This window comes from Pseudomonas sp. MPR-R2A5, assembly GCF_058793055.1.
The window spans coordinates 19,218-32,880 of the sequence record NZ_JBXAFK010000069.1; the positions used below are offsets into that span (position 1 = coordinate 19,218).

At 61.2% G+C, this 13,663-nt stretch carries 8 protein-coding genes; 5 read left to right on the forward strand and 3 right to left on the reverse strand.

Annotation, left to right across the window (positions count from 1 at the left end; genetic code table 11):
- Positions 1-4: 4 nt before the first annotated feature.
- From AC1Q6I_RS31990 to ureC, 4 genes are all read left to right on the forward strand, one after another.
- Positions 5-517: a GNAT family N-acetyltransferase gene (locus AC1Q6I_RS31990; RefSeq protein ID WP_024073136.1), complete on the forward strand. Its 513-nt coding sequence runs from the start codon at positions 5-7 to the stop codon at positions 515-517.
- A 5-nt stretch (positions 518-522) separates the two neighbouring features.
- Positions 523-1,056 (forward strand): GNAT family N-acetyltransferase, encoded by a 534-nt coding sequence (locus AC1Q6I_RS31995; RefSeq protein ID WP_024073135.1) that lies wholly within the window; start codon positions 523-525, stop codon positions 1,054-1,056.
- Complete coding sequence (locus AC1Q6I_RS32000; protein ID WP_024073134.1) at positions 1,053-1,358, forward strand: urease subunit beta; 306 nt, start codon at positions 1,053-1,055, stop codon at positions 1,356-1,358. Before AC1Q6I_RS31995 ends, AC1Q6I_RS32000 begins: the two co-directional genes overlap by 4 nt.
- Before the next feature lie 265 nt (positions 1,359-1,623).
- Positions 1,624-3,324 carry an urease subunit alpha gene (ureC, locus tag AC1Q6I_RS32005; RefSeq protein WP_024073133.1) on the forward strand — a complete coding sequence of 567 codons (1,701 nt, stop codon included), beginning with the start codon at positions 1,624-1,626 and terminating at the stop codon, positions 3,322-3,324.
- A gap of 61 nt (positions 3,325-3,385) precedes the next feature.
- On the opposite strand, the gene AC1Q6I_RS32010 is transcribed toward ureC, so the two are convergent.
- From AC1Q6I_RS32010 to cbpA, 3 genes are all read right to left on the reverse strand, one after another.
- Positions 3,386-10,384, reverse strand: a complete 6,999-nt coding sequence (locus tag AC1Q6I_RS32010; protein WP_102624878.1) for an NEL-type E3 ubiquitin ligase domain-containing protein — start codon at positions 10,382-10,384, stop codon at positions 3,386-3,388.
- Between the two features lie 145 nt (positions 10,385-10,529).
- Positions 10,530-10,949, reverse strand: coding sequence for a hypothetical protein (locus AC1Q6I_RS32015; RefSeq protein WP_102624879.1), 420 nt, complete (start codon positions 10,947-10,949; stop codon positions 10,530-10,532).
- 82 nt (positions 10,950-11,031) lie between these two features.
- On the reverse strand, positions 11,032-11,976 hold the full coding sequence (cbpA, locus tag AC1Q6I_RS32020; RefSeq protein ID WP_024073130.1) for a curved DNA-binding protein: 945 nt from the start codon (positions 11,974-11,976) through the stop codon (positions 11,032-11,034).
- Positions 11,977-12,261: 285 nt separating this feature from the next.
- Here cbpA and AC1Q6I_RS32025 point away from each other — a divergent pair, with 285 nt between their 5' ends.
- Positions 12,262-13,530 carry an Hsp70 family protein gene (locus tag AC1Q6I_RS32025; protein ID WP_024073129.1) on the forward strand — a complete coding sequence of 423 codons (1,269 nt, stop codon included), beginning with the start codon at positions 12,262-12,264 and terminating at the stop codon, positions 13,528-13,530.
- Positions 13,531-13,663 lie beyond the last annotated feature (133 nt).

The following is a 13,663-nucleotide window of genomic DNA, read 5'->3' on the forward strand; positions in this document are numbered from 1 at the left end:
GGCCATGATTCGTGACGCAACCGAGCACGACCTGCCGGCAATCCGCGACATCTACAATGACGCGGTACTCAACACCACGGCGATCTGGAACGAGCAACAGGTGGACCTGGCGAACCGCCTGGCCTGGTTCAGCGCGCGCCAGGGCCAGCGCTACCCGATCCTGGTCGCGGTGGAACACGATGAAGTGGTTGGCTACGCCTCATTTGGCGACTGGCGCCCCTTCGAAGGCTATCGCTACACCGTCGAACACTCGGTGTACGTCCGTAGCGACCAGCGCGGCAAGGGCCTCGGCCCACGCCTGATGCAAGCCTTGATCGAACGCGCCGGCACCTGCGGCAAGCACGTGATGGTTGCCGCCATTGAAAGCGGCAACCAGGCTTCGATCCGCCTGCATGAGCGCCTGGGCTTCACGACCACCGGGCAGATGCCGCAAGTGGGCATCAAGTTCGGCCGCTGGCTCGACCTGACCTTTATGCAACTGACCTTGAACCCGGGCGCAGAACCGCCCAAGGAGTGAGATCGATGAGCGCCGCGCAATTACGTCGAGTCAATGCTGAAAGTTTTGCCCACTACCGCCTGGGCTTGATTGAGCTGTTGCTGGACGCGGTCAAGCACGGCGCCTCGGTCGGCTTCATGGCCGACTTCGACGAGGCCCAGGCCCGCAGCTATTTGAACGCTGTGCAGGCAAGTATCGAAGACGCCAGCCTGTTGCTATGGGTGGTGGTGCGCGATGAACAGGTGATCGCCAGCGTGCAACTGGCGCTGTGCCAGAAAGCCAATGGCCTGAACCGCGCCGAGGTGCAAAAGCTGCTGGTGCACAGCAGCGCACGCCGCCATGGCCTGGGCCAACAGTTGATGAACACCCTGGAACTCGCCGCGCGCCAGCACAAGCGCGGCCTGCTGTACCTGGACACCGAGGCCGGCTCGCCGGCCGAAGCTTTCTACCAGTCGCTGCGCTACACCAAGCTGGGTGAACTGCCCGACTACTGCCAAAGCCCGGACGGGCGCTACAGCCCGACCGCCATCTACTTCAAGACCCTGGGGCAACCTGCATGATTCCTGGTGAATATCAGATCCAGCCTGGCGACATCGAACTCAACGTCGGCCGCCGCACCGTCACCCTCAACGTGGCCAACAGCGGCGACCGGCCGATCCAGGTGGGCTCGCACTACCATTTTTTCGAGACCAATGACGCGCTGACGTTTGACCGCCCATTGAGCCGCGGCATGCGCCTGAATATTCCGGCGGGCACGGCGGTGCGGTTCGAGCCGGGGCAGAGTCGCGAGGTCGAGCTGGTTGATTTGAGCGGCGGGCGGCGGGTGTTCGGGTTTGCCGGACGGATCATGGGCGACCTTTAGGGCCTCATCGGGGGCAAGCCCCCTCCCACCTCTAATGTGGGAGGGGGCTTGCCCTAATGCCGTTCAGTTAAGGCTTTTTTGTAGGAGCGAGCTTGCTCGCGAAGAACTCACAGGCGCCGCGTTCACTCAGGAAACACGCGTTATCGTTGACGTTTTTCGCGAGCAAGCTCGCTCCTACAGAAGGCGATGTACGCTTAACTGAACGGCATTAGGGCTTGCCCCCGATAGCGATTTCACATTCAACACACATCTTCAGGGCACACACATGAAAATCAGTCGCCAAGCCTACGCCGACATGTACGGCCCCACCGTCGGTGACAAGGTCCGCCTGGCCGACACCGAGCTGTTCGTCGAAGTGGAACAGGACTTCACCGTCTATGGCGAAGAAGTGAAATTCGGCGGCGGCAAGGTCATCCGCGACGGCCAGGGCCAGAGCCAGTTGCTCGCTCACGAGGTGGTCGACACCCTGATCACCAACGCGCTGATCATCGATCACTGGGGCATCGTCAAGGCCGACGTCGGCCTCAAGAACGGCCGCATTCACGCCATTGGCAAAGCCGGCAACCCGGATATCCAACCCGGCGTGACCATGGCCATCGGCGCCAGCACCGAAGTGATTGCCGGCGAAGGCATGATCCTCACCGCCGGCGGCATCGACTCCCATGTGCATTTCATCTGCCCGCAGCAGATCGAAGAGGCCCTGACCAGTGGCGTCACCACCATGATCGGCGGCGGCACCGGCCCGGCGACCGGCACCAACGCCACCACCTGTACCTCAGGGCCTTGGCACCTGGCGCGCATGCTCCAAGCCAGTGACTCGTTCCCGATGAACATCGGCTTCACCGGCAAGGGTAACGCCAGCTTGCCGGAGCCGTTGATCGAGCAGGTCAAGGCCGGCGCCATCGGCTTGAAGCTGCATGAAGACTGGGGCACCACGCCCGCCAGTATCGACAACTGCCTGAGCGTCGCCGACCAATACGATGTGCAGGTGGCGATCCACAGCGACACCCTCAACGAGTCCGGCTTCGTCGAAACCACCCTCGCCGCGCTCAAGGGCCGCACCATCCACACCTACCACACCGAAGGCGCCGGCGGCGGTCATGCGCCCGACATCATCAAGGCCTGTGGCTTCCCCAACGTGCTGCCCAGCTCGACCAACCCGACGCGGCCGTTCACGCGCAATACCATCGACGAGCACCTGGACATGTTGATGGTCTGCCATCACCTCGACCCGAGCATCGCCGAAGACGTGGCCTTCGCCGAAAGCCGCATCCGTCGCGAGACCATCGCCGCCGAAGACATCCTGCATGACCTCGGCGCGTTCTCGATGATCAGTTCCGACAGCCAGGCCATGGGCCGTGTCGGCGAAGTGATCACGCGCACCTGGCAGACCGCCGACAAGATGAAAAAACAACGTGGCGCGCTGCCCGGCGACGGCCCCGGCAACGACAACTTCCGCGCCAAGCGCTACATCGCCAAGTACACCATCAACCCGGCGATCACCCATGGCATCAGCCATATCGTCGGCTCCATCGAAGTCGGCAAGTGGGCTGACCTGGTACTGTGGCGTCCGGCGTTCTTTGGCATCAAGCCAACCCTGATCCTCAAGGGCGGCGCGATCGCCTCCAGCCTGATGGGCGACGCCAACGCGTCGATCCCCACCCCGCAACCAGTGCACTACCGCCCGATGTTCGCCAGCTTCGGCAGCTCGCTGCATGCCACCAGCCTGACGTTTATCAGCCAGGCGGCGCAGGAGGCCGGGTTGCCGGAAACCCTGGGCTTGAAAAAACAGATCGCCGTGGTCAAGGGCTGCCGCAATGTGCAGAAGACCGACCTGATCCACAACGATTACCTGCCGGACATCGAGGTGGACCCACAGACCTATCAGGTCAAGGCCGACGGCGTGTTGCTGTGGTGTGAACCTGCGGATGTGCTGCCCATGGCGCAGCGGTATTTCCTGTTTTAACGGGGGCCACTCAACCCTGAACATGGCCTGCATGTCCAGGGTTGAACCTCTACTGGCAGAGTCACGCAAACTTGGTTTTGATCATCGCCTCCGTATATTCGTAGTTCAGTCGCAACTCGACACCCGCCGGAATGTCTTCAGTGGCAAACACAGCATTGAGCACATAGTTGGTCCTCACGCCTGGACGGCTGGTCGCGTGCTCGGCCTCTACCGCGAAAGACACGGACTCCACGTTGTAACCGCCCGCAGCCTGTCGGACAGGTTTGCCATCGGCGTCATATTCGAAATGGGTGTTGATTCTGGAAATGATGGAGTCGCCCTCGATAAAGAGCGGTACGGTATGGAAAGTGCCGCCCTCAACGACTTTTGCCGTGCCGACGACCATGCCGAATGTCCCCTCCGAGGCCACAGACAAACTGCGCGGTAAAATCACCCCGCCGTACACCCCCACGATTTCTCCTTTGGCAATGGGCCGGTTGGCAACCACCATGGACTGCCCGACCAACGCGGCTTCTCCAGGGACTTTCACATCCTCGGCAGTGAACGTTCGCCACCGCAGTTTCTCTTCATAAAGCGCCCCTACCGCCTCAAACCCTTCAAACTTGATATAGGGTTTGATTGGCGTGGACGTATAGGTGTGACCTGAAGGCATTTTGACTTGCGTCTGCAGGCTTCGAATGCGAATGGGTCGGCCCTGCAGGTCCCGGAGGGGATACTTGCCGTTGTTGGCGCGGTTATAGCTACCCAACTTGTTTTGCTGGGTGGTGAAGTGAACGTCCCGCCGCATGAAGCTGAGTTCGCCCGCCGTGTAGGGCACCATCGGTATCGACTCCGGTACGGTGGCATGCGCCTCGCCAGACGCGCCTGTCCCGCCCCCGCCGGTCTCGCCTCTACGTCTCCAAACGCCGGCCACGTCAGGCTTGGCGACAATCCCGCTGCTGACCAGCTCGTAGGGGTTGCTCCGGCTCTGCACCCTCAACAGGTAATACTGCCCATCACCGGCATCCGGCATGCTCGCAATAAAATAGCGCTTGCCCTCGAACTCAATGGGGCGTGCCTGCGACAGCGCCAACACCGCCAAGCTGCCGGGAGCGGGCTCCACCAGCGCTTCAAGATCTCCCGACGCCATCGGGCGGGTAACGATCTCTTCGCGGGTCAGCGCATCAATCAACATGCCGTCGTCAATCACCAGCCGCGCTTGCAGCTCTTGGGCCCGGCGCTCATAGGCGTGGGTCGACAAACTCCCCTCGGTATATCTATCGAACAAAACGGCGAGTTCGTCTTGATAAGGTTTGCTTTGCGCCTCGAATCGCGAGCGGTATTTATGGGTCACATAGTCCTGCCAGAAGTCTCTGGACAGCAGCGCTTGAAACTCCTCGGGTGAGTTATCCAGTGCCACGATGCGTTCATAAGCAGCGTCCAGCATCGCCTGGGTAACCTTTCCAAGGCCGATGAACCGCGCATGTTGCGGCTGCCCCGGCAACTGCAGCCGATCCTTGAGGCCATACCGATAGGCCAGCCTTATTTCGACTTCTTCCAGTTTTTCCAACTGCTGGGTTTTCTGATCAGGCGTCAGGTTCGAGTTGTTAATGGCGGTTCTACGTTGATCGATATCGTTCAAGGCGACCTTCTCAACCTGGTCCAGACGAAACAGGCCTCTGGACAATGTCGACAAGACCTCGCCCTGGGTCGAGTCCAGGGCCTGGGCCCGCGCCTTGTAGACCATTGCCATGATTTCCAGATTACTGAAGGACAAGGCCGCACGATCGCAACACGTCGCCCTGCCTGCCCATTCGAACATCTGCTCGCGCAGGCTTTCAGACTCGGCGGAGTGTGCGCTGACGGTATCTATCACGTCCCACACCCGGCGCTGAAGATCCTCATGCTCAGCGGCGCCCGCTTGCAGGTCCCTGAGCACCTCGAAGAACCCATCGGCCCCGGCCTGCCCTCGCAGGCTGTCCCACTGGGCTTTTCGGCTGGCTATTTGCTCTTCGGTCAACCCCGCCGCCCAGCGCCGAAACGGCGCATCGGGCCGAGCCGCGGTGGCGACGCGGCTCACCTCGGCAAAAGCCGTAGCCACCAGACGGTTGGGGTTACCGGGCGATGCCAGCCCCGCCCGTTCAAGTCGCTGGCCGTAGTCGCGCACTTGTTGCAGCGTGGCATCCGTCCAGGGGTTGTCGTTCGCATGCGTCACGTTATTGACCCGGGCGGTTTGCGCCAGGCGTTCGTCTGGCGGCGCAATGACGGACGCCGGTATGGTTGTCATGCGGTTGCCAGACAGGTCTATCCGGTCCAGCAGCGGCTGTTCGGCCAAACCGCTCGGCCATGTCTCAAGACCTGCGCGCGCCATGCTGAGCGAGCGCATATCTGTTATCTGGCTGAAATCGGGCGACAGGCGCAGGTCATTGTCATGGATGATCAAGGCTCTGAGGGACACGCGCTCGGACAACATCCTGGCCGTCTCCGGGCTCAAGCGAATCCTGTTGTTGTGCAAGAACAAACGGGTCAACCCACGCATCTCGCCCAGCGCAGGCGGGAGTTCGCGCAGTTGGTTGCCTGACAGGTCCAGCCAGCGCACCCCGCGAAACCGCGACAGAAACCCCTCGGGAGAAGCGCTCAGGCCCATATTGCTCAGCTTGAGCGAACCGACATGACTGAAGTCCACGTCAAGGTCGGGCAAGCTCGGCAAACCCAAGCCACTGAGGTCCAGTTCCAGGCCAATCCGGGTGCCGTCGTTGGCCAGCATCTGAGGGGTCTCCCGTCTCCAGCAGCTCAAGATCCGCTGCTGAGCTTCGCGCCGCGCCCGGTGCGCCACTGTATTGAGGTTCCGCTCACCTGGGCGGGCATACCGCTGATACGCGCCACCTCCCGAGAATGCCCAGGCATTGAGTTGAGCCTGGAGGACATCAAACGCTTGCTCAAGCCTGGCCAGCTCGGCGTCTGCCCCAGGGCCCAGGTTCCAGATAAATTCCCGGGCCTTTTGAACGCCATAGCCTGGGTACATTTTGCGCACAATGCCCACCCTGGGGTTGCCGCTGTCAAACGCCTCATCAAGCCCACCGGGGAGCAAATCAGGCCGGTTTTCTCCCAGTCGTTTCCAGTAGCTGTCAAATTGTTGCCAGTAATCTTCAGGAAACGCATTGTGATCCAGCAGCGTCACGCGATTGATCCGGGCAATCGCCGCAAGCTGCTCAGGTGGTGGATTCAGGTTGGCCTGGGGGACTTCTCGCAACCGGTTACGGCTGAGGTTGACGATTTCCAATGAGGTCTGGTTGTGCAACCCCGTTGGCCATTGCTCCAGTTGCGTCAGCATCAAATTCAACCTTTTCAGCTGGAGCATGCCGCTGAAATCCGGCGTCACGCCCAGCGGGTTGCCTTGCAGATTCAGTTCCTCAAGCGTGGTGAGCGCACTCAGCCTCGCTGCGCTTTGGGCGGTCAGCCGAATTCGATTGGTCTCCAGGCTCAGGGAGGTCAGGCCTGGCATGGCATCGATTGCCAGGGGAACCTCGGCAAGCTGGCAGTTGCGCACGCTCAAGCTTTTCAACGCGGTAAAATTCTTGAGCAGCGTGTCTACGTTGCTTGCGCCCCTGAAACCGGCGAGTTCGAGCGTTTGGACATGACTGAAGTCCCCGCTCAATGCCGGCAACGTTGTCCCCCGGCCATACGTCAGGGTTAACGCCGGCCCCGTCTCCCGGCGCCAGCAACGCCGGATGTCATTGGCAGTACGACCGGCCATGCCACCGTTACGATCAAATGCGGTAATCGCCAGTTGCGGGGTGTTTTCCTTGACCCACGCCTTGAGCGTCTTATCCAGGGTTTCGAATTCCGCCTCGCGGCGAGCCAGCCCAGCCGATACATCCGTGCCCAATGACTGAATGAACTCGATAACCTGTTCGTCAGTGAACGAAGGAAACAGCGTGCGAACGCGCGCTTCGGGAGAACGGAAAGCCTGTGTGGTTTTTTTCAACAGTTGGCGAAAACCTGGGCCGCCGCCCACTGCACGCATCGACGGATCAAACGCCGGCTTGCGGACCGGATGTTCCAGCAACACAGTGCGCAGGCGCTGGCGCGACAGCGGGGATTGCTGGATCGCCGGCTTCAATTGAGATGCCTCGCTAAACCCCATGGCTTGGCGCTCGCCCGGCGACATGATTTCCCAGGCAGCGGTGTAAAAATCCCCCGCCGAAAACCGATCGTCTTTCTGGATGACCAACGTCCTGGCGGGCAACGCATCCGGGGAGCCGATGGCATCCAGTATCGGGCCCTGCGCCGAATATTGGCGCAGTTCCACTCGCGTTCCTCGCCGCCACCCCGGCAGGGTTTCGAGGGTACGCAAGGCCAACCGTTGGCTGTCGAGGTCCGTCAGCGTGTCCAGGTGCAGCCCTTCATAGGCACGGGCGACACGCGCTTCCTGCTCAAACCATTTGGCCTGTTCAACCACGGCCTCAGGCAAGCGACCGCTGCCGCGAAAACGCTGCAACGCCTCGGCGCTCAGGTTTTCCAGCAGTTGGGTGGCCACGGGGGTCGAGAGTGCGGGGAAGTCCGCCTGCACCCGCTGAACATCGGGGTCATCCGTACGGGTCAAGGCTTTGTAGCGCTCATTCACCATCGAACCCTTGATGGCATCCACCTTGTCGGCAATGAATCGCCGCAGTTGGCTGGCCCGGGCATGCAACGGGTCCTGGGCGCTGCCGGGAATACCCGGCAGGTCCGCATCGACACCTTGCAACGTGTACAGCACCTCGTTAAGCAATTCGCCCCGATCCACGTTGCCCTGGCTGAGCACCACCATTCGCCTGTCGGTTGATGCAGGGCCGTCGCCTTCCCACAGCACATTGGCGTCGCTGTCCAATACGCGAAGCAGCGGCGTCTCGGGCAACAGGCTGTAGCGCTGCATGCTTTGCAGCTGCAACACCGGATCAGCCTTCGCATAAACGAGTGGGTCGCTGCTGCGCATCTGCTCAACAAACGTGGTGAGCGTCTGATGGATCTCAAATCGCTTGAGGGTTTCCTCCAGGGTCAGGGGAACAGGCTCATGATTGACGAAGGTTTCGCGCAGTGTTTGCGGCTCGACCCCACTGATACGTACCTGGTCCGATGACTCGGCAAGCCCCAGGCGCCGCAACAGCGTCGGCTCGTCCCACGTCAGCGGCTCTTCGACTTCATGGCTCCAGGCACCTTGGTGGTTATGCTCCAGTTTCGGCGCATAGGCATCGGGCCGGGTCGGGTGCTGGATACGGTATTGCCCGGTATCCGCGTCTTGCCTGACCTGGTAGTGCTTGCCCTCCAGCGCAAGCACCGTCCGGCCATGGTGCTGGTGCAGGCCAATCTCGTTGGCCTTGGACTGCGGCGCAAGAGTGACCGTGGACTCATAGGGCCCGAGGTCAGCCTTCCACAACATCCTTTTTCCCGAGGGCATCGTGACCGGTTTGAAATTATCCAACATGCTCACGAACTTGATCCTGGGCACTACCTGGGACCCGGCGGCAAAGAACGCGGCATTGAGCGCCACGGAGGAAAAATGTGCCCACATCGCCCGGGTATCGCCCTGTTCAGCCGCTTCGATCCCTTCGAATACGTCGGAACACATCTGCGCCGCGCCCACCGCCAGCATGATCGGGCCCAGCCCCGGCACAACAAAGGCGGCCACGTTCAAAAAACTGAGCACCGCATCGAGATAGCCCTCTAAACGTTCCATGCGGGCCTTGCGGTCCTCGTCTCCGGTGGGCACGGCGACCGCCCTGGCATCGTCGAACACCTTGTTGATGAAGGCCTGGACCTGCTGCTCCCACAGCGCGGCGGTAAGGGGCGTCTCTTCCAAACGCAACCGCGCGGGTTCAGGCTTGAGCGGGTAATCGGTGGCCGGGTTGCCGTTGCTGGCAGGCTGGTACAACCGGTTGAACTGTTTAAAGAACGCTCCCTGTTCGCGCTGCGGGATAAACCGACTGAAGAACCGGCGATAGGACGCACTGTGCAAGCGCGACCTCAGATCAGCCATGAAGTCGGCACCCGATGCATACTCCTTGAGCGGTTGCTGCGGGTCATTGGGGATGTATGCCAGCAGGCGCTCAACCCTGCGACTGCTTTGACGGTCGGGCCCGATCAACAAGGGCCCGATCAAGGACACCCCAAAGATTTTCAATGCCGCGAACGTGACGGGGCGGCCGTCCAAGGTCGCGCCGGACGGGTCGGCAAGCACTTGCTTGAGCATGCGGTAGGCATCGGCACTGATGCCCGATTCAACCCGGCGGGTGCCTGGGCGAAGGGCAAATTGAAGGTTCGCGATCTCGCCGCTCAGCGCCAGCTGTTGACGCTGATGGGTTTGCAGTTGCTGCATCAGTGCGGAGCGCTCGGCGTTCCCTGCGGGGGTCAATATTTCCTTGAGGTGTTTTTGATACCGCGCGCCCAGATCCAACGTCCGGCACAGCGCGGCAAACGCATGAGGGGCGATGGCCACGGCCTGTTCGCTGAGCGCATCGAACGTCGGGATAATCTCGCCGTCATACGCGCCGAAGGTGGTAATGATCAGGCAGTCGTGACAGGAGGGGGCTCGTGCTTCGCCGGGCTCGAAATTGGCCAGGGCGGCCTCCAGCAGGGAGACGGCGCGATACCGGTAGCTCAGCGTCGGATCGTTCTGTTGCTCGAAGGCAAAAAAACCATAGAGGTCAGTACGCCCTCGTGGATACGCATATTTGCGCGCGAAGTAGACGCTTCTGACATCCAGGTCCAGGTTGAAGGTTCGCTTGATCGCCTCTTTGAGCGGCTGCTCGGCAAACGCCAGAATGTCGGTGATGCTCCCCAGGCTGTTTTCGATCGTGTTCAGCGTTTCACGAAAGGTGTTGTGGCTGTCTGCCAGCCGGGCCCTGGCGTCAGGCGAAGCTGTCCGATACCAGGAGGGTAGCTGGTGCATTTCATGGTTGCCGAGTTCTTCCTGTCGGTACGGGATAGCCTGGTTGAACCAGGTGGGTACGCGGTCTTTGAGAAAATCGTAATGAACACCCCGAAGGTCCGTGGTGAACGTGCCTTCGGGGAGGGTGGAGGATGTGACGGGTGTTGACATGGTGGATCGTCCTTGAGGGTTAGCCGAAGCCCTCAGCCTATCGAACGACCCAGTGTGGGTGGACTGTATAGCTACCGCATCTCAGGCGATCGGTGTGCGCACCTGGTCAGTGAACGCACACCGGGCGTACAGGGCGTCGAGCACACTAGGCAACGCTGGCGGTACGCCCCATCGCCTGGTCACAGAGCCTGCGCAGTATGGTTTTTCTTTCCTCATCCAAGATCAGGATGTCTGCATAGTATTGTTCGTCCGTCATCACCTGGCCGGGACGCTTGAGGGCTGCTTCCAGCAGCGGCTTGGCGAACGCCACAACCGTCTGGATCTTCGCCATCTGCGTTTCCCCTTGGACCAATGAGGTCCAACTGGCGTCGACATAGGTCTTGAGCGTGTCTTTTTGCTGCTGGGTTGCGCTGGTGTACCCAGCGGGGAGCTTGGGGTCTATAGCGCGCAACGCCGTACGTTGGGGAGGCGAAGCCTTTACCAGCGCCTGCGGTATGAGGGAGACGAGCGTTGCATAGTGCTGCCCCTGATCTCCCGGAGGAAGCGGGGGTTGAGCATGGGCCATGAACCAGTACCTCAATGAGAAATGAGGAGCTTATTCATGACCCGCAAAGACCGGGCCTTAACTATGCAGGGCAGGTGCCGGGTCAGTGACTCCAGGTTTTGCGCGGTTCGAAAGCGGCTTTGTCAGCGAGTGCCTGCCACAAGGCCTTGACCTCGTCATCGGCGTCTTTAGGCATCACCACCTTCAGTTGGATAAACAGGTAACCGCGTTGCCCGCTTTTGTTCAGCAAACCATGGCCCTTGGCGCGCATGCGCTGGCCGTTCTGGCTGCCGGCCGGCACCTTGAGGTTGATCTTGCCGGTCAGGGTTGGCACGGCCACCTCGGTACCCAGCGCCAGCTCCCAAGGCGCTACCGGCACGGTGATCACCAGGTTTTCGCCTTCCACCTCAAATTTGGGGTGCGGTGCAAACTTGATGATCAGGTACAGGTCACCGTTGGCGCCACCGCCAACACCCGGCGCGCCCTGGCCCTTGAGGCGGATGCGCTCACCGTCGGCCACGCCGGCGGGGATCTTCACGTTCAGGCTCTTGGTGGTGTTGCTGACGTGCCGCCCCGAGGCGTCGTATTGCGGTACCTGGAAGCTGATCTGCTTGGACTCGGTGGACAGCGTTTCCTCGAGAAACACCGACAATTGCATCTCCACGTCCTGGCCCTTGCGCCCGGCACTGCGGCGCTGGCCACCGCCGAAGGCATCGCCACGGCCGCCAAAGATCGAGCTGAAGAAGTCGGAGAAGTCCTCGGTGCCCTGGCCACCGCCAAAACCGCCACGGCTCTGCCAGCCTGGCGGGCCCTGGAACGGCTGGCCATGCTGGCCGTATTTGCGCAACTCGTCGTATTCGGCGCGCTTGTCGGCACTTTTCAGCGCTTCATAGGCCTCGGACGCATCCTTGAACTTGGCTTCAGCGTCCTTTTCCTTGCTCACGTCCGGGTGATATTTGCGCGCCAGCTTGCGATAGGCCGCCTTGATCGCCTTGTCGTCCGCCGTCGGCTCTACGCCAAGAATCTTGTAATAGTCTTTAAAGTCCATCTGGGGGGTCACCCTCCGTGATCGATTTCGCACAGCCAGCGGCACAGCATGCGCCGGATTGCAGCGTTTGAATTGACTGATCTCAATCCCAAGCCGATGGGTGCGTAGAAGTTTATCGGCAGTGCACGAATATCCTTGCACCCACCGACCGTATGCTGGACAAGTTGGGGACGAACCCTGGTCTTTCAAGGCGCAGTGCCCGCTATTTAACAGATAGTCGGCCTACGCATCTGCACGCGGGTGGCATACACTGCGCGGCCGTTTTTCAACCGGAACCCGATAGACATGGAAAACCCATCCCCAGCCCGTGCCTGCGGCATCGACTTTGGCACGTCCAACTCCACCGTCGGCTGGATCCGCCCCGGCGAGGAGACGCTTATCGCGCTGGAGGACGACAAGATCACCTTGCCGTCGGTGGTGTTCTTCAACTTCGAGGAGCGCCGCCCGGTCTACGGGCGCCTGGCCCTGCATGAATACCTGGAAAACTACGAAGGCCGGCTGATGCGCTCGCTCAAGAGCCTGCTGGGTTCCAAGCTGATCAAGCACGACACCAGCGTGCTCGGCACGGCCATGCCGTTCACCGACCTGCTGGCGCTGTTTATCGGCCAGCTCAAGAGCCGCGCGGAAGCTACCGCCGGCCGTGAGTTCGAAGAGGTGGTGCTGGGGCGCCCGGTGTTCTTCGTCGATGACGACCCGATGGCCGACCAGGAAGCGGAAAACACCCTGGTGGACGTGGCACGCAAGATCGGCTTCAAGGACATCTCGTTCCAGTACGAACCGATCGCGGCGGCCTTCGACTACGAGTCCACCATTGAAAAAGAAGAGCTGGTGCTGATTGTCGACATCGGCGGGGGTACCTCTGACTTCTCGCTGGTGCGCCTGTCGCCCGATCGCCGTCACAATGACAACCGCCACGATGACATCCTCGCCACCGGCGGCGTACACATAGGCGGTACCGACTTCGACAAGCAACTCTCGCTCGCCGGCATGATGCCGTTGTTCGGCTATGGCAGCCGGATGAAGAGCGGGGCCTACATGCCCACCAGCCACCACATGAACCTGGCCACCTGGCACACCATCAACTCGGTGTATTCGCAAAAATCCCAGCTGGCCCTGGGCAGCATGCGCTACGACATCGAAGACACCGGCGGCATCGACCGCCTGTTCAAGCTGATCGAACAGCGCGCCGGGCATTGGCTGGCGATGGAAGTGGAAGAAACCAAGATCCAGCTGACCCATGAAGACAGCCGCCATGTGCTGCTCGACCGGGTTGAGCCAGGACTGAGCGTGGACCTGAGCCGCAGCTTGTTCGAATCGGCCATCGATGGCTTGCTGGAGCGCGTGCGTAACAGCGTCACCCAATTGCTCAATGACGCTTCGGTGGACGTGGCCCAGGTGGACACGGTGTTCTTTACCGGCGGCTCCAGCGGCATTCCGGCACTGCGCCACAGCATCTCGGCGATGTTGCCGAATGCGCGGCATGTGGAAGGGAATATCTTTGGCAGCATCGGCAGTGGCTTGGCGATCGAGGCCAGCAAGCGTTACGGCTGCTGACCGGCACCGATCTCACCCACAACCTGGGAGGCCCCACTCCCTCTTCGACGCAGCGTTGTGGCGAGCGGGCTTGTTGTGGCGAGCGGGCTTGCCCCGCGTTGGGGCGCGAAGCGGCCCCATTACAGGCGATGTG